At 71.4% G+C, this 17002-nt stretch carries 12 protein-coding genes; 8 read left to right on the top strand and 4 right to left on the bottom strand.

Going from position 1 to position 17002, the window contains the following annotated elements:
* The first annotated feature begins 143 nt into the window (after positions 1 to 143).
* On the top strand, positions 144 to 1439 hold the full coding sequence (gene paaK / locus RLT58_RS33535; protein ID WP_311314121.1) for a phenylacetate--CoA ligase PaaK: 1296 nt from the start codon (positions 144 to 146) through the stop codon (positions 1437 to 1439).
* Between the two features lie 149 nt (positions 1440 to 1588).
* On the top strand, positions 1589 to 2377 hold the full coding sequence (locus tag RLT58_RS33530; protein ID WP_311314120.1) for an SAM-dependent methyltransferase: 789 nt from the start codon (positions 1589 to 1591) through the stop codon (positions 2375 to 2377).
* Between the two features lie 15 nt (positions 2378 to 2392).
* Here the strand turns inward: RLT58_RS33530 and RLT58_RS33525 are convergent, their stop codons facing one another.
* Entirely contained in the window at positions 2393 to 3892 is a 1500-nt protein-coding gene (locus RLT58_RS33525) for an acyl-CoA synthetase (RefSeq protein WP_311314119.1), read from the bottom strand.
* A 149-nt stretch (positions 3893 to 4041) separates the two neighbouring features.
* Between RLT58_RS33525 and RLT58_RS33520 the strand changes: the two genes are divergently transcribed.
* On the top strand, positions 4042 to 6459 hold the full coding sequence (locus RLT58_RS33520) for a penicillin acylase family protein (RefSeq protein WP_311314118.1): 2418 nt from the start codon (positions 4042 to 4044) through the stop codon (positions 6457 to 6459).
* 60 nt (positions 6460 to 6519) lie between these two features.
* Here the strand turns inward: RLT58_RS33520 and RLT58_RS33515 are convergent, their stop codons facing one another.
* Positions 6520 to 8061, bottom strand: coding sequence for an acyl-CoA synthetase (locus RLT58_RS33515; RefSeq protein WP_311314117.1), 1542 nt, complete (start codon positions 8059 to 8061; stop codon positions 6520 to 6522).
* A complete protein-coding gene (locus RLT58_RS33510; RefSeq protein ID WP_311314116.1) occupies positions 8058 to 9167 on the bottom strand; it encodes an NAD(P)H-dependent flavin oxidoreductase in 1110 nt (369 codons plus the stop codon). The genes RLT58_RS33515 and RLT58_RS33510 overlap by 4 nt, the downstream gene beginning before the upstream one ends.
* Before the next feature lie 208 nt (positions 9168 to 9375).
* On the opposite strand from RLT58_RS33510, the gene RLT58_RS33505 reads away from it, so the two are divergent.
* A complete protein-coding gene (locus RLT58_RS33505) occupies positions 9376 to 11226 on the top strand; it encodes a serine hydrolase domain-containing protein (protein ID WP_311314115.1) in 1851 nt (616 codons plus the stop codon).
* Positions 11227 to 11382: 156 nt separating this feature from the next.
* A complete protein-coding gene (locus RLT58_RS33500) occupies positions 11383 to 12387 on the top strand; it encodes a hypothetical protein (RefSeq protein WP_311314114.1) in 1005 nt (334 codons plus the stop codon).
* Between the two features lie 104 nt (positions 12388 to 12491).
* On the opposite strand, the gene RLT58_RS33495 is transcribed toward RLT58_RS33500, so the two are convergent.
* A complete protein-coding gene (locus tag RLT58_RS33495) occupies positions 12492 to 13583 on the bottom strand; it encodes a LacI family DNA-binding transcriptional regulator (protein ID WP_311314113.1) in 1092 nt (363 codons plus the stop codon).
* A gap of 227 nt (positions 13584 to 13810) precedes the next feature.
* Between RLT58_RS33495 and RLT58_RS33490 the strand changes: the two genes are divergently transcribed.
* From RLT58_RS33490 to RLT58_RS33480, 3 genes are all read left to right on the top strand, one after another.
* Entirely contained in the window at positions 13811 to 15079 is a 1269-nt protein-coding gene (locus tag RLT58_RS33490) for an ABC transporter substrate-binding protein (protein WP_311314112.1), read from the top strand.
* Between the two features lie 78 nt (positions 15080 to 15157).
* A complete protein-coding gene (locus RLT58_RS33485; protein WP_311314111.1) occupies positions 15158 to 16060 on the top strand; it encodes a carbohydrate ABC transporter permease in 903 nt (300 codons plus the stop codon).
* Positions 16047 to 16970, top strand: coding sequence for a carbohydrate ABC transporter permease (locus RLT58_RS33480; protein WP_311314110.1), 924 nt, complete (start codon positions 16047 to 16049; stop codon positions 16968 to 16970). Before RLT58_RS33485 ends, RLT58_RS33480 begins: the two co-directional genes overlap by 14 nt.
* Positions 16971 to 17002 lie beyond the last annotated feature (32 nt).

Below are 17002 nucleotides of genomic sequence, written 5' to 3'. Positions count from 1 at the left end.
TTCGGTACGGGCGTATCCGGGGGCACACACCGGATGGGTCCGGCCTCTTGCCAGGCGGGGGAAGATCCTGAATTACTGCTCCAGGAGGAAACGACCGAATGATCGGTCGTCTGCACGGTGCGCACGGAAAGAGGGAGATCCGCATGACGGCTCTGCTGGACGCGGCGGAACGGATGGACCGGGACGAGCTGGAGGCGCTGCAGCTGGAACGGCTGCGGGCCACGCTCCACCGCGCGTACGACCGGGTCGGCCACTACCGGGCGGCGTTCGACCGGGCGGGGCTGCGTCCGGACGACTGCCGTTCGCTCGCCGACCTGGCGCGGTTCCCCTTCACCACCAAGGCCGATCTGCGCGACAACTATCCATTCGGGATGTTCGCGGTCCCCGAGGACCAGGTGCGCCGGATCCACGCCTCCAGCGGGACGACCGGCCGTCCGACCGTCGTCGGCTACACGGAGAAGGACCTGGACACCTGGGCGGACGTGGTGGCCCGCTCCATCCGGGCCGCCGGCGGCCGGCCCGGGCAGAAGGTCCATATCGCCTACGGCTACGGGCTGTTCACCGGCGGTCTCGGCGCGCACTACGGGGCGGAGCGGCTCGGCTGCACGGTCGTGCCGGCCTCGGGCGGGATGACGGCCCGGCAGGTCCAGCTGATCCAGGACTTCCGGCCCGACATCATCATGGTGACGCCCTCCTACATGCTGACGATCCTCGACGAGTTCGAGCGGCAGGGCGTCGATCCGCGCACCACCTCGCTGAAGGTGGGGATCTTCGGCGCCGAGCCGTGGACACAGGAGATGCGGCGGGAGATCGAGGAGCGGTTCGCGATCGACGCGGTCGACATCTACGGCCTCTCCGAGGTGATGGGCCCGGGTGTGGCCCAGGAGTGCGTGGAGACGAAGGACGGGCTGCACATCTGGGAGGACCACTTCTATCCCGAGGTGGTCGACCCGTTCACCGGCGAGGTGCTGCCCGAGGGGTCCGAGGGCGAGCTGGTGTTCACCTCGCTCACCAAGGAGGCCATGCCGGTGATCCGTTACCGGACCCGGGATCTGACCCGGCTGCTGCCGGGTACGGCCCGTGTCTTCCGGCGGATGGAGAAGGTGACGGGCCGGAGCGACGACCTGGTGATCCTGCGCGGGGTGAACCTCTTCCCGACGCAGATCGAGGAGATCGTGCTCCGGACCCCCGCGGTGTCGCCGCACTTCCAGCTGAGGCTGACGCGCGAAGGGCGGCTGGACGTGCTGACGGTGCGGGCGGAGGCGAGGGCCGGGGCGACACCGGAGCAGCGGTCGGCCGCCGCCGCGTCGGTGGCGGCCGCCGTGAAGGACGGGATCGGGGTGTCGGTGGGGGTGGAGATCGTGGATCCCGAGACGCTGGAGCGGTCGGTCGGCAAGTTCCGCCGGATCGTGGACGAGCGGGACCGCCCGCGTGACTGACCGCAGCCCCGGGGTCACGCAACTGGCCGTGGGACCTGCGCGGTTGCTGTGGCAGGATACGTCGGGGCGGCCGTGAGCAGGGGTGATGGGCCCGGCCCGCACCGCTCCGTTCCGTCTTCTCCCGCCGCCGACGAACTCTGGAGCCCGCCATGACACCAGGACCGGCCCCCCGGATCGACACCAGCAGGCCGCACCCGGCGCGCGTCTACGACTATCTGCTGGGCGGCAAGGACCACTACCCCGTGGACCAGGCGCTGGGCGAGCAGATGCCGCCCCTGGCGAAGGACGGGGTCGCACAGAACCGGGCGTTCATGCACCGGGCGGTCGGCTGGGCGGCGCGGGCGGGCATCGACCAGTTCCTCGACATCGGGACGGGCATCCCGACCCAGCCGAACCTCCATCAGATAGTCCAGGAGATCAGCCCGGCGGCCCGGATCGTCTACACCGACAACGACCCGATCGTCCTGCGGCACGCGGAGGCACTGCTCGTCAGCACGCCCGAGGGCGCCACCGACTACCTCGAGGCCGACGTACGCGAGCCGCAGAAGATCATCGAGCATGCCGCGAGCGTGCTGGACCTGAACCGGCCGGTCGCGCTGTCGCTGATCGCCCTGATGCACTTCGTGCCCGACGAGGACGACCCGTACGGCATCACCCGTACGCTCCTCGACGCGCTGCCCGACGGCAGCTGCCTGGTGCTCTCCCACTTCACCAATGACTTCCTCACCGCCGAGGAGGACAAGACCGACCAGTACAGGTCGAGCGGCATCAGCCTGCGGCCCCGCACCCGCGCGGAGGTCGCGCGGTTCTTCGACGGGCTGGACCTGATCGCCCCCGGCCTGGTCACGGCCCCGCAGTGGCACCGGGAGACGTCCGCCCCTGAGCGCCGCGAGGCCCCCGACAGTTTCCACGTCGGCGTGGGCCGCGTCCGCCGGTAGAGGGCGGCGGGGCGCTCACGCGAGGCGGTCGCGCAGCTCCCGCTTGAGGATCTTCCCGCTGGCGTTGCGCGGGAGCCCCTCCACGAAGACGACCCGTTTCGGGGCCTTGAAGTGGGCGAGGCGTTCGCGGGCGTGGTCGATCAGCTCGGTCTCGGTCGCCTCGCCGCGCAGGACGACGACCGCGGTGACGGCCTCGATCCAGCGTTCGTCGGGCAGCCCCACGACCGCGGCCTCGGCGACGGCGGGGTGGGTGTACAGGGCGTCCTCGACCTGGCGGGAGGCGACGAGGACGCCGCCGGAGTTGATGACGTCCTTGACCCGGTCGACGACGGTGAAGTAGCCCTGCGCGTCCCGGACCGCGAGGTCGCCGGAGTGGAACCAGCCGTCGCGGAACGCCTCGGCGCTCTCCTCCGGCTTGTCCCAGTAGCCGCTGCACAGCTGGGGCGAGCGGTAGACGACCTCCCCCGCCGTGCCGTCGGGCACGTCCTTGCCGTCCTCGTCGACGACCTTGGCCTCGACGAACAGGACGGGCCGGCCGCAGGAGTCCATCCTTCCCTCGTGCTCGTCCGGTCCCAGGACGGTGGCGAGGGGGCCGATCTCGCTCTGGCCGAAGCAGTTGTAGAACGCGAGGTCCGGCAGCCGGTCGCGGAGCCGTTCCAGCACGGGGACGGGCATGATCGACGCGCCGTAGTAGGCCTTGCGCAGTCCGCCGAGGTCACGGACCGCGAAGTCCGGATGGTTGGCGAGGCCGATCCACACCGTGGGCGGGGCGAAGAGGCTGTCGGCCCGGCCCGACTCGACGAGGTCGAAGATCCGCGCGGCGTCCGGGGCGTCGAGGATCGTGTTCTCGGCGCCGACCGCGAGGTAGGGCAGCAGGAACACGTGCATCTGCGCCGAGTGGTAGAGCGGCAGCGCGTGCACCGGCCGGTCACCGGCGCGCAGATCGAGGGCGGTGACGGCGCTGACGTACTCGTGGACGAGGGCGCCGTGCGTCATCATCGCGCCCTTGGGGAGCGCGGTGGTGCCCGAGGTGTACAGCAGCTGGACCAGGTCGTCCGCGGCCGGTTCGTGCGCGGCGGCGAAGGGGCGCGGCGAGGCGAGCTCGGCCAGCAGGGAGTCCCCGGCGTCGCGCAGCGGCCGTACCGTGTAGCCCTGCGGGACCCGGCCGGCGAGGTCCGGGTCGGTGAGGACCAGCGAGCTGCCCGACTGGCGCAGGATGTAGGCGAGGTCCTCACCGGTGAGGTTCTGATTGACCGGCACATGGACGAGCCCGGCCCGCGCGCAGGCGAGATAGGCGATCAGATACGCGTCGGAGTTGTGGGCGTAGGAGGCCACCCGGTCCCCCGGGCGCAGTCCGTGGCCGTCCATGAGGACGGCGGCGGCCGTGCCGACCGCCTCGTCGAGTGCGCGGTAGGTCCAGACCCGGTCGGCGTACCGCAGGGCGGTGCGCTCGGGGCCGCGCCGTGCGCTGCGGGTCAGGACGCCGTCCACTGTGCTGCTGCGTACACCGGTCATGGCGTGATCCTGTGCGGCCGGAAGGCGGCGGTCAAGGGTCCGGGGGCCGTCCGCGCTGTTGACACGGTGCGGGGGTGCTGGCTGAGTTGCCCCTGACGTCTCGAACTCCCAAGTAACCGTCGTGCGCACCCGCAGAGTTGGGAGGACCGTTGCCGCTCCGGAACCGTCTGAGGATTCTCGCCCTGTCCGGTCTCGCCCTGTTCACCGTGTCGGCATCCCTGCCGCCGGCGTCGGCGACCGCTCCCCGTACCCACCATCCGTCCGGTGGCGGGCTGTCCGCGGTCATCCGCTACACCGAGTACGGCATTCCTCACATCGTGGCCAGGGACTACGCGGACCTGGGCTTCGGCAACGGCTGGGCGCAGGCCGCCGACCAGGTGTGCACGCTCGCCGACGGCTTCGTCACGCTGCGCGGGGAGCGGTCGCGGTACTTCGGGCCCGACGCGGCTCCCGACGGCTCGCTGTCGTCCGCGACGCAGAACCTCTCCAGCGATCTGTACTTCCGCGGGGTGCGCGACAGCCGCACGGTGGAGAAGCTGCTGAAGGTGCCGGCACCGGCGGGCCCGAGCCGTGCGGTCAAGGAGCTCCAGCGCGGCTGGGCGGCCGGTTACAACGCCTGGCTGGCGCAGAACCGGATCACCGATCCGGCCTGCCGGGGCGCGCGCTGGGTGCGCCCGGTGACCGCGCTGGATGTCGCGGAGCGCGCCTTCGCGCTCTCCGTGCTCGGCGGTCAGGGGCGCGGGATCGACGGCATCACGGCCGCGCGGCCGCCCGGCGCCGCACCCGGGACCCCGTCCCCGTCCCCCTCGCCGGGCGACGCGGCGGACGCGGCGGCCCGGCTGCTGTCGACGCAGAACGCGGACATGGGTTCCAACGCCGTTGCGTTCCGGGGCAGTACGACGGCGAACGGGCGCGGGCTGCTGCTGGGCAACCCGCACTATCCCTGGCAGGGCGGGCGCCGGTTCTGGCAGTCGCAGCAGACCATCCCTGGGAAGCTCGACGTGGCGGGCGGTTCGCTGCTGGGATCCGCGACCATGTCGATCGGGCACAACGCCCACGTCGCGTGGAGCCACACCGTCGCCACCGGGGTCACCCTGAATCTGCATCAGCTGACGCTCGATCCGGCCGATCCGACGGTGTATCTGGTGGACGGCCGGGCACACCGGATGGCCGGACGCACGGTCTCCGTCGCGGTCGAGGGCGGCCGGAAGGTGACCCGCACCCAGTGGTGGACCCGCTACGGACCGGTCGTCACCTCGCTCGGCGCGGGCCTGCCGCTGCCGTGGACGCGGACGGCGGCGTACGCGCTGAACGATCCGAACGCCGTCAATCTGCGCTCGGGCGACACCGCGCTCGGCTTCGGCCGGGCGCGCGACACGGCCGGGATCAAGGAGGCTCTGCGCCGCACACAGGGCCTGCCGTGGGTGAACACGGTCGCGGCGGACTCGGCCGGGCACACCTTCTTCTCCCAGTCGCAGGTGCTGCCGGGGATCACCAACGACCTCGCCGCCCGGTGTTCCACCCCGCTGGGGCGGGCGACGTTCGCCGCGTCCGGTCTCGCGGTGCTGGACGGTTCGCGCGGCGACTGCGCGCCCGTGTCGGACCGGGACGCCGTACAGCCCGGGATCCTCGGCCCGGGGCGGATGCCGACCCTGGAGAACGCGCCGTACGTGGAGAACTCCAACGACAGCGCCTGGCTGACGAACGCCCGGGCGCCGCTGACCGGGTACGGACGGATCTTCGGCACCGTCGGCACACCGCGCTCCCTGCGGACCCGGGGCGCGGTCGAGGACGTGTCCGCGATGGCGGACCGCGGCCGGCTGACCGTGGCGGACCTCCAGCGCCGGCAGTTGGCGAACCGGGCACCTGCGGGTGACCTGGCCGCCGGCGCCCTGTCACGCGCCTGCGCGGCGCTGCCCGGGGGCACGGCGGCCGGGAGCGACGGCACGGCGGTCGATGTGTCGGCCGCGTGCGGGGTGCTGCGCCGCTGGGACCGGACGGTCGGCGCCGGGAGCCGGGGGGCGCTGCTCTTCGACCGGTTCTGGCGCCGGGCGGTGGCGGTCCCGGCAGCGGAGCTGTGGAAGGTGCCCTTCTCCCCCGCCGACCCGGTCCGCACGCCGAACACGCTCAACGCCTCGTCCCCGGCGGTCCTCGCGGCGCTCGCGGACGCGGTGGCCGAACTGCGGGGCGCCGGGATCGCGCTGGACGCGCCGCTGGGCGAGCACCAGTGGGTGCGGCGGGGTTCGCGGCGCATTCCGCTCGGCGGCGGCACGGAGGCGCTGGGCGTCTGGAACAAGACCGAAGGTGTCTGGGACGCGGCGGCCGGCGGCTACACGGAGGTGTCGACCGGCTCCAGCTACATCCAGGCGGTCGGCTGGGACGGCGGTCCCTGCCCGGTGGCGCGCACGCTGCTCACGTACGGGCAGTCGTCGGATCCGGCCTCGCCGCACTCCAGCGACCAGACCCTGCTGTACGCGGAGGGGCGCTGGGTGACGTCCCGGTTCTGCGAGAAGGACATCCTGCGCTCGCCCGCGCTGCGGGTGGTGCGGGTGCACGAGCGCCGGTAGGTGCCCCGGCCCGTCCGGCCCCCGGCCCCCGGCCCCCGGTCGGGGGCCGGGGGCCGGGGGTCAGCCGTGTCCCTCCCAGTACGGCTCGCGCAGCCGGCGCTTGTAGAGCTTGCCGTTGGGGTCGCGGGGCATCGTCGTGATGAAGCCGAGGGTTCTGGGCCGCTTGTACCCGGCGAGGAGTCCTGCGCAGTGGCGCAGGATCTCGTCGGCGAGCGCGTCGCCCGCCTCGTGTCCTTCGGCGGGTTCGACGACGGCCCGCACCTCCTCGCCCCAGTCGGCGTGCGGAATGCCGAAGACGGCGGCGTCGGCGACCGCGGGATGGGTGAGGAGGGCGCCCTCGATCTCGGCCGGGTAGATGTTGACCCCGCCGGAGATGATCATGTCGATCTTGCGGTCGCGGAGGAAGAGATAGCCGTCCTCGTCGAGGATGCCGAGGTCGCCGACGGTGAAGAAGCCGCCGATGCGGTTCTTCCTCGTCTTGCCCTCGTCCTTGTGGTAGCTGAAGCCGCCGGTGCTCATCTTCATGTAGACGGTGCCGAGTTCACCGGGTCCGAGGCGGTTGCCGTCGTCGTCGAAGACCGCGAGCTCGCTGATCGGCCAGGCCTTGCCGACGGTCCCGGGCTTCCTCAGCCAGTCGTCGGCGGTGGCGAAGGCGCCGCCGCCCTCGCTGGCCGCGTAGTACTCCTCGACGCAGCCGCCCCACCAGTCGATCATGGCCCGCTTGATGTGGTCGGGGCAGGGGGCGGCGCCGTGGATGGCGTGGCGCATCGAGCCGACGTCGTACCGCTGCCGCACCTCCTCGGGGAGGGCAAGCAGGCGGTGGAACTGGGTGGGGACCATGTGGGTGTGGGTGCAGCGGTGGGTGTCGATCGCCCGCAGCATTTCCTCGGGCGACCACTTGTCCATCAGGACGAGGGGGTGGCCGATGTGCAGGGCGGCGCCCGCGAACTGCAGTACGGCGGTGTGGTAGAGCGGGGAGCAGACCAGATGGATGTTGCCGTCGAAGGGTTTGATGCCGAAGATCCCGAGGAAGCCGCCGAGGTGGCTCTCCTCGGGCAGCTTTCCGGACAGGGCCCGGCGGATGCCGCGCGGCCGTCCGGTGGTGCCGGAGGTGTAGTTCATGACCCAGCCCAGCGTGCGTCCCTCCGGGGGCGAGACCGGCCGGTTGTCCAGCAGTTCGGCGTACGGGCGGAAGCCGTCGACCGTGCCGACGCCGTAGCGATGGCTCGCGGACAGCTTCGCCTCGTCGGCGGCCGCGGTCGCGGCCTCCGTGAAGCGTTCGTGGGCGATCAGGACCTTGGCGCCGGAGTCGGCGACGATCCAGGCGATCTCCGGCCCGACGAGGTGGTGGTTGACGGGGACGAGGTAGAAGCCGGCCTGGGAGGCGGCCAGGTAGGCGGTCAGGAACTCGACACCGTTGGGCAGCACCACGGCGAAGGCGTCGCCCTCCTCCAGTCCGGCGGCGCGCAGCCCGTGGACCATGCGGTTGGCCTCGGCGTGCAGCCGTCCGGCCGTCCAGCTCTCGCCGTCGGGCGCGACCAGGACCGGGCGGTCGGGGTCGGCGGTGGCCTGGGCCCAGAATCCGTTGGGCGGCTGATTCATGAGGCGCTCCGTCCGGCGATGCGATTGATCCGGTCCACGGCCCGTTCGAAGCCGCGGGTCAGGTCGTCGAAGACGGCCTGCACGCTGCGTTCGGTGTTCATCCGCCCGACGATCTGGCCGACTGGGGTGCCCAGCAGCGCGTCCGTCCCATACTTCTGGATACGGGAGACGGCCTCGGCGACCAGCAGTCCCTGGAGGGGCATGGGCAGGGTGCCGGGTCCGTCCGGGTCGTCCCAGGCGTCCGTCCACGCGGTACGCAGCTGGCGGGCGGGTTTGCCGGTGAGGGCGCGCGAGCGGACGGTGTCGCCGGAGCCCGCCGCGAGGAGTTTCGCGGTCAGGGCGGGCGAGTGCAGGTCGGCCTCCTCGGTGGTGAGCCAGAGGGAGCCGAGCCAGACGCCCTGGGCGCCGAGCGCGAGACCTGCGGCGATCTGTTCGCCGCTGCCGATCCCGCCGGCCGCGAGGACCGGCAGCGGCCCCACGGCGTCGACCACGTCCGGGACCAGGACCATGGACGCGATCTCGCCGGTGTGACCGCCCGCCTCGTACCCCTGGGCGACGACGATGTCGATGCCGGCGTCCGCGTGGTGGCGGGCGTGCCGGGCGCTTCCGGCGAGCGCCGCGACCAGGACGCCGCGGTCGTGGGCGCGGGCGACGACGTCGGCGGGCGGGGAGCCCAGCGCGTTGGCCAGGAGCCCGATCGGGTAGTCGAACGCCACGTCGAGCTGGTTGCGCGCGACTTCCTCCATCCAGCCCGTGATGCGCCAGCCCGATGCCTCGCCCTCGGCGAGTTCGGGGACGCCGTGCCCGGCCAGGGTCTTGCGGACGAACTCCCGGTGGCCGGCCGGGATCATCGCCTCGACGTCGGCCTCGCTCACGCCCTCCACCTTCCTGGCGGGCATGACGACGTCGAGGCCGTAGGGCTTGCCGTCCGTGTGCTCCTGCATCCAGTCGAGGTCGCGCGCAAGGTCCTCGGGGGCGGTGTAGCGGACCGCGCCGAGCACGCCGAAACCTCCGGCCCGGGTGATGGCCGCGGCCACCGCCGGGAACGGCGTGAAGCCGAAGATGGCGTGCTCGATGCCCAGTTGTTGGCTCAGCTCCGTCTCCATGGGCGGCAGGATGCCGCAGTCCGGTGGACGAGGGAAGAGATTTTCTGATGCTGCGTCAGATTCTTTGTGGCCCAGGGCCCTACGGGACGGCGGGCGCTGACAGTACCCTCTGCTCGGCAGGAAGTTTCACTCTCGGAAGAGATTTCGAAAGTTACTTTCAGGCGCATGGTTCAAGGCGCTTGGTTCCAGGCATGGAAAGGGGTTCCGGATGACCGAGGACACGTCGGGCGGGGGCATCAGCCGGCGGAGGCTGGGCGGTGGGATGCTGGCCCTGGGCGGAGCACTCGCCCTGGCGCCGGTTCCGTTCGCGGAGGCGGCGGCTGCCACGGAGTCGGGGGCGGGGTCGTCGGAGATGAGCGCAGGGACCGCGGCGGGGACGCCGGCGGGGCACGGCAGGCCGACGCTGCGGCGGGGCTCCGCCGCGCGGGCGGGGCTGCTCCAGGAGCCGCTCGACCAGCTGGTCGAGGAGGCGGAGCGCTACCTCGCCGACTCCCCGAAGCACCCGTGGTACGCGGGCGCCGTGCTGCTCGCGGGGCGCGGCGGGACAGTGGCGCTGCACCGGCCCATCGGCAAGGCGGTGCGCTATGCGGCGTACGACGAGAAGACCGACACCGGTGTGGAGTTCCCGGCGGACGAACAGATCCCCATGGCCGAGGACACGGTCTTCGACCTGGCATCGGTCTCCAAGCTGTTCACCTCGCTCCTGGCCGTGCAGCAGATCGAGCGCGGCGCGCTGGAGCTGGAGGCGACCGTGGCCTCCTACCTTCCGGAGTTCGCCGGTGGCGGCAAGCAGGACGTCACGATCCGTCAGCTGCTCACGCACACCTCGGGCTTCCGTGCCTGGATCCCGCTCTACGACGCGCCGACCCGCGAAGGGAAGCTGCGGCTCATCTGGAACGAGGTGCCCGCGAACCCGCCCGGCACGGTCTACCTCTACTCCGACCTCAACCTGATCTCGCTCCAGCTGGTCCTGGAGAAGCTCACCGGCCGCACCCTGGACGTGCTGCTGCGCGAACGGATCACCGATCCGCTCGGAATGCGGCGCACCCGGTACAACCCGCCCGCCTCCTGGAAGCCGAAGATCGCCGCGACCGAGGACGCCCGGCTCCCCTGGTCCGGCCTTGACCGGGGGCTGGTCTGGGGCGAGGTGCACGACGAGAACGCGTTCAGCCTGGACGGGGTCGCCGGACACGCCGGGGTGTTCTCCTGCGCCTGGGACCTGGCGATCCTCGCCCGCACCCTGCTCAACGGCGGGGTCTACGGCCGCGCGCGGATCCTCTCGGCCGCGTCGGTGGACCTGCTGTTCACCGACTTCAACACCGCGTTCCCCGGGGACGCGCACGGCCTCGGCTTCGAGCTCTACCAGCACTGGTACATGGGGGCGATGGCCACGCCCGGCACGGCCGGCCACACCGGCTTCACCGGCACCAGCCTGGTCCTGGACCCGGGCACCGACTCGTTCCTGATCGTGCTGGGCAACTCCGTCCACCCGGTGCGCAACTGGCGTTCCGGCAGCGCCCCGCGTGTGGCGACCGCCAACCAGATGGCGCGCGCGGTCGCGGTCCCGCCGGCCCGCGGCCGTACGGCATGGTTCTCCGGTATGGCCGGCGCGACCACGGCCACGCTGACACTCCCGCCGCTCACCCCGGCCTCCTCGCGCGGCCGGCTGAGCTGCGCGCTGTGGTGGGACACCGAACCCGCGTCGGACTTCCTCTTCCTGGAGGCCTCGACGGACGCCGGGGCCAGCTGGCAGCCGGTCCCCTTCACCACCGTGCCGACCCCGCAGAAGCACCGTCCGCAGCCCGAGGCACACCCGGCGGGCTCGCTCTCCGGCTGGTCGGGCCGGGTCTGGCACCGCCTGGACGCGGACCTCGCGCAGTGGCACGGCACCGAGACCGTGCTGCGGTGGCGCTACACGACGGACCAGTTGTACGTGGGCCGCGGGGTGTACGTGGACGCCGTCCGGGTCGAGGACGGCGGCCGTACGGTCTTCGACGAGAGCCGGCCCGGTGACGCCCGGCGCATCACGGCCGACGGCTGGGCCGCGTCGGCGAACTGACCGTCCCCGCGCGGGACCGGGTTCCGGCCGGGCCGACCGCCCGGCCGGAACGCGCGCGTCCCCGTCTCCCCGATGGGTAGGATCACGCCGCACGCCGAGCGGGCGGTCCCAGCCGCGCCGCGTACGGCACGGACCGAACCATCGAGGGCGCACGGCATGAGTACATACGGCAACGGCCCCTACGGGCCGCCCGGCGGGCCCGGCCCCGGACGGCCGGGCCCGGGCCCCCAGCCCTACCCCGGGCCCGGCCCGTACCCCTATCCGTATCCCCGCGGGCCGGGTGGTCCGGGCAGTCCCGGCGGGTACGGGCCCTACCCGCCGGCCGGGCCCGTACCGCCGCAGGGCCCATACCCGCCGGGGCCGTACGGCCCGCAGCCGCCGGCGCCGCGCCCGCCCCGGCCGCCGCTGTCGCGCGCACAGCGGATCCTCAAGTGCGTCTACAACCCGTTCTACGCCGCCCAGCGCGCCTTCCGCCCCTCGCGCCCGGACGTCGTCGAGGACCTGACGGTCCGCAAGATCCAGCGGTGGCGGACCGGGCTCGGCATCGTCGCCTGGCTCGTCCTGGTCATGTCGTACAAGCCGGTCGACAGCGCCGAGGGCGTCGGGGCGGTGGCGGACGACAAGTTCGGCGACAGCTGGATCAGCACGCTCGTCCTGGTGTGCGCCTTCCCGTTCGTGATCGCCGCGTTCGCGTGCGCCGCGCGGGGCGGTCTGCGCGGGCTCTACCTGCGGAGGTCCCTCAAGTCCTTCGGGGCGGTGGCGGCGCTGATGGGGTCGATGGCCACGTTCCCCCTCGCCATGGCGCCCGACGCGGCGACCACCGCCTTCCGCGACGCCATCGGGGTCCCTGGCAAGGTCGTGATCATCACCCTCTGCACCTGGTCGGTGGGCTTCGCGCTGTACGGGATCGGGCTCTGCCTCACGCATGTCTTCCGCACGGCCGACATCCACGAGGTGCTGCCGCCGGTCCTCGCGACCTTGCTGGTGTGGGTGATGGCGGCCCTCGCCGTGTTCAACAACGAGAACGCGGAGGTTCCCGCCCTGGCCCGGATCGCGTTCCTGCTCGGCGGGCCGGTGTCGGTGACGGTGCTGTCGTGCTGGGAGCTGTACCGGCTGGGCAAGTACCACGACCTGAGCGTGCGGCAGGCGCTGGGCCGCTAGCGGCTGCTCGGCGGACCTCGCGCGCCCTCGGCCACCGCACGTACCACGGCACCCCGCGGCCGCCACCGGCCCGCACGTCCAGATGCAGCCCCGCGGACAACGCCTCAGCTGTGCGCGAAGGCGTCGTCCGAGGCCGCGGCCGCCGCTTCCGTCGCGGGGGCGGCGGCGGTCGACTCCCGTACCACCAGACGGGGCCTGATCAGGAGCGAGCGGCCGGCGACCGGGGCCGAGTCGATCCGGGCGCGCAGATGCTGGAACGTCTCCGCGGCCATCTCCGGGAGCGGCTGGCGCACGGTCGTCAGCGGCGGCTCGAAGAGGTCGGCGAGCAGGATGTCGTCGAAGCCGACCACGGAGATGTCCTGCCCGGCCGTGCGGCCGGCGTCCTTCGCGCCCCGGCAGATGCCGATCGCGCACATGTCGTTGATGGCGACGAACGCGGTGGGCGGGCGCGGTCCGGCGAGCAGTTCGCGGGCGGCCCTGCGGCCGAGCTCCGCGGCGTCCTTGTCGCCGAACTCCGCGGTGTCGGCGCCGGGCCAGACGATCGCGTCGGCCGGGTCGAGGCCCGCCGACTCCAGGGCGGCCCGGAAGCCGCGCAGCCGCTCGCGGCGGTTGACACTGTTCACCGAGCCGGAGACGAACGCGAGGCGCCGGTGGCCCAGTTCGAGCAGATGGCGGGTGGCCAGCTCGGCGCCCATCGCGTTGTCGACGCTGATGGAGGCCAGCGACGACGGGTCACCGGCCTGGGCGGTGCGGTCGAAGGCGACCATCTTCAGTCCGCGGGCCAGCAGCGGCGCCACATGGTCGAGCGAGGGCAGCGAGGAGCAGAGCACCACCCCGCTCACCCCGTCGGCGAGCAGCTCCTCGCCGTACTTGAGCTCACGGGCGGGATCGCGCTCGCTGTTGCAGAGCAGTACGTGATAGCCCTCGGCCAGCGCGATGGCCTCCAGCTCCCGGGCGAGCGCCCCCCAGAAGGGGTTGGCGACGGACGGCACGATCAGGCCGATGACCTTGATCCTGCCGGTGCGCAGCATGCGCGCGGCGCGGTTGGGCCGGTAGCTGAGCTGTTCGATCACCTGCTCCACGCGGGCCAGGGTGGCCGCCTGCATGCGGTCCGTACGCCCGTTGAGGACGTTCGACACGGTGCTCGCGGAGACCCCCGCAGCCTCCGCGACCTGATGGATCGTTACCCCGCTCATGCCACCTCCGGTTCGGAACGTGTTCAGCCAGACTAGTGTACCGATTTACTGAACTCTCTTCACCGTTACACCGGTTAACTTCCCCGAAAATTGTTGTGCATCAGCTGTTGACGTCTCTCTCAGGGCGTTCCTAGCATCAGTGCATCGATTTACCAGCGCTTCCCGGCCATGATCTGGGTTGCCATCGCTGGATCGATCCACTGCCTCCACCTCAAAAGGGGTGCCCAATGGAACTCAAACGACGGTCGCTGCTCGCGGCCATCGGTGCCGGGACGGCCGCTGCCGCACTCGGCGGCTGCGGGACCGGCTCCACGGCCGCAGGCTCCGCCGACGGTCCCGCCGAGGGCGAGATCACGCTGCTCACCCCGATCTACGAAGGCGCCGACGGCAAGACGCTGCTGGAGAAGGAACTCCTCGTCGGCTTCCGGAAGAAGTATCCGGACGTCAAGGTGAACGTCGACTACACCACGTACGCCCAGCTCAACGAGAAGATCACCACGGGTCTCGCCGGCGGCCTGCTGCCGGACGTGCTGATGATGGGGGTCGGCTGGATCCCGCCGTTCGCGGCCAAGAAGGCCATCGCCCCGCTCCCGGAGTCGTTCGCCACCGCGCACGACTACGAGAAGCGGGTGCTGGAGCCCTCGCGCTACGACGGCAGGCTGTACGCGCTGCCCGTGGTCCTCGACACCCGCATCGTCGTCTACCGCAAGGACCACTTCGCCGAGGCGGGCATCAAGAAGACCCCGGCCGACTGGGCGGAGCTGCGGGCCGTGGCGAAGCAGCTGACGAGGGACGGGCGGATCGGCTTCGACCCGTTCTCCATCGATCTGCGCCAGTGCTGGGAGACGTTCCTCTTCGCCAACGGCGGCCAGCTCTTCAGCGCGGACGGCAGGAAGGTGCTGTTCACCGACAGCCGGGGCGTCGAGGCCCTGCAGTTCTTCAAGGACCTGATCAAGGACGGCTCGGCCGACTACGCGAAGAAGACGGACGCCGGCGCCCCCTCCAACGTCCAGACCGGCAAGGCGTCGATGATGATGACGACCAGCGCCCTGTGGAACCAGGTCCGCGACCAGACGCCGGATCTGATGAAGGACGACACGCTCGGCGCGTTCGTACTGGCCAACCGCCGGCCGGCGATGCTCCAGGGCGGCACGCTCGTCACGCAGTCGGCGAGTTCCAAGCACCCCGCGGCGGCCCGCGCACTGGTGGAGTACCTCGCGACCCCCGAATCGATCCTGGGCGCCGCCAAGCAGCGCGGTTCGGTGCCGGGGCTCAAGGACCTCAACGACACCGGCTACGTGAAGGAGAACAAGTTCGTCGACCTCTCCCTGCGGAGCATGGGCGACGCCTGCTCGGAGGGGGGCACCGCCGCCTGGATGGAGATCCGCGAGAAGATCAAGCCGACGCTGGAGCCCGCGATCGTGGGCGGACAGTCCGCGAAGGACGCCATCGCGGAACTCGGCCGGCTCGCCGAGGCCGCCATCGGCCGGATGTGAGGCGTCGTCGTGGGAGCTGTATCCGTACTGAAGACGCGGCCCGCGCGGCCGCCTTCCCCGCCTGAGAGCACCGCACCGGTGACGCGGCGCTCCCGCCGCACACCGACGGGTCCCGGGCGCCGCAGGCAGCGGGCCGGCATGCTGATGGTGGCGCCCGCCCTGCTGCACGCCTCGCTCTGGATCGGTCTGCCGGTCGTCGCCTCGGTGGCCCTGGCCTTCACCAGGTACGACGTGCTGACCCCGCCGCAGTTCGTGGGGCTCGACAACTTCCGGGACATGCTGGACGACGCGGTGTTCCGCAAGTCCATCGTGAACACCGTCGTCTACACGTTCTTCACCGTGCCGTTCGGCATGATGCTGGGTCTGCTGATGGCGCTGGCCCTGCACACCGGCCTGAAGGCACGGGGCATCTTCCGCACCGCGATCTTCCTGCCGCAGGTCACCGCGACGGTCGCGATCGCACTGGTCTGGCTGTGGATCTACAACCCGGGCAACGGGCTGCTCAACACCCTGCTGTCCTTCGTCGGCATCGACGGCCCGGCCTGGCTGTCGTCCACCTCCTGGGCGATGCCCTCGGTGATCCTGGTCGGCATCTGGCAGGGCATCGGCATGAAGATGCTCATCTACCTGGCCGCGCTGCAGTCCCTGCCGAAGGAGCTGTACGAGGCGGCCTCGGTGGACGGCGCCTCCAAGGTGCGGCAGTTCTTCTCGATCACCCTGCCGCTGCTGAAGCCCGCGACGTTCTTCGTGCTCATCACCTCGATGATCAGCGCGTTCCAGTCGTTCGACCAGATCTACATCCTCACCGACGGCGGACCCGCCAACAGCACCACGATGATGACGTATGAGATCTACAAGTCCGCCTTCCGGGAGTTCCGCGTCGGCTACGCCTGCGCCCAGTCCCTGGTGCTGTTCGTCCTGCTGATGGGCTTCACCCTGGTCAACCGGCGGATCATGGGAGGCACCCGTGGCCACAACTGAGCTGCACAAGCCGCAGGCCGCGCACACGCCCCGCCCCGGGACGCGGCGCAGGCCGCTCCCCGTGGGCAGGATCGCGCTCTACCTCACGCTGTCGGTCATCTCGCTGCTGATGGTGGTGCCGTTCGTCTGGATGGTGCTGACCTCGCTCAAGACGCCGGTGGAGATCGCGTCGCAGGACGCCGGACTGCTCCCGGAGCACTGGGAGTTCGGCAACTACATCGACGCGCTGAAGGCCGCGCCCTTCGCCACGTACGCCCGCAACAGCTTCATCATCGCCTTCAGCCACACCCTGATCAACGTGCTGGTGGCGTCGATGGCCGGGTACGCGCTGGCCCGGATCAGGTTCCGGGGCAGCGAGGTCATCTTCTATCTGTTCATCGCCGCGCTGATGATCCCGACGTACACCAAGGTGCTGCCGGAGTTCCTGATCGTCCGCTTCATGCCGCTGGCCGGCGGGAACGACCTCTTCGGCCAGGGCGGCAGCGGCTGGCTGGACTCCTGGTGGGCGCTCATCGTGCCCGGCGCGGTCACCCCGTTCGCCGTCTTCCTCTTCCGGCAGTTCTATCTGGACCTCCCGGTCGAGCTGGAGGAGGCGGCCCGGCTCGACGGCCTGGGCGAGTTCCGCATCTACGCCCGCATCATGACGCCGCAGGTCAAGCCCGCGCTCACCACGGTGGCGCTGCTGACCTTCGAGTCGTCGTGGAACAACTTCCTGTGGCCGCTGCTGGTGACCCGGACGGACAGCCTGCGGGTCATCCAGGTGGGTCTGTCCGTCTTCAAGACGGAGAACGGCACCCAGTGGCACTTCCTGATGGCGGGCACCACGCTCGCCACCCTGCCCATGGTCGTGCTCTTCCTCATCGGCCAGCGCTACTTCGTGCAGGGCTTCGCAACCGCCGGTCTCAAGTGACCGGTCCCGGCCGCCCTTTGCGACCGGATACC

Source organism: Streptomyces sp. ITFR-16 (assembly GCF_031844705.1).
GTDB lineage: Bacteria > Actinomycetota > Actinomycetes > Streptomycetales > Streptomycetaceae > Streptomyces.
The sequence above is the reverse complement of the archived record's forward strand: the minus strand, read 5'-3'. Positions and strand labels throughout refer to the sequence as shown.

What these genes read in the sequence shown, in the direction of transcription:
- RLT58_RS33495 (WP_311314113.1), bottom strand. Translation starts at nt 13,583, where the DNA reads ATGAGCGGGGTAACGATCCATCAGGTCGCGGAGGCTGCGGGGGTCTCC.
- RLT58_RS33515 (WP_311314117.1), bottom strand. Translation starts at nt 8,061, where the DNA reads ATGAATCAGCCGCCCAACGGATTCTGGGCCCAGGCCACCGCCGACCCC.
- RLT58_RS33505 (WP_311314115.1), top strand. Translation starts at nt 9,376, where the DNA reads ATGACCGAGGACACGTCGGGCGGGGGCATCAGCCGGCGGAGGCTGGGC.
- RLT58_RS33525 (WP_311314119.1), bottom strand. Translation starts at nt 3,892, where the DNA reads ATGACCGGTGTACGCAGCAGCACAGTGGACGGCGTCCTGACCCGCAGC.
- RLT58_RS33510 (WP_311314116.1), bottom strand. Translation starts at nt 9,167, where the DNA reads ATGGAGACGGAGCTGAGCCAACAACTGGGCATCGAGCACGCCATCTTC.
- RLT58_RS33490 (WP_311314112.1), top strand. Translation starts at nt 13,811, where the DNA reads ATGGAACTCAAACGACGGTCGCTGCTCGCGGCCATCGGTGCCGGGACG.
- RLT58_RS33500 (WP_311314114.1), top strand. Translation starts at nt 11,383, where the DNA reads ATGAGTACATACGGCAACGGCCCCTACGGGCCGCCCGGCGGGCCCGGC.
- paaK (WP_311314121.1), top strand. Translation starts at nt 144, where the DNA reads ATGACGGCTCTGCTGGACGCGGCGGAACGGATGGACCGGGACGAGCTG.
- RLT58_RS33530 (WP_311314120.1), top strand. Translation starts at nt 1,589, where the DNA reads ATGACACCAGGACCGGCCCCCCGGATCGACACCAGCAGGCCGCACCCG.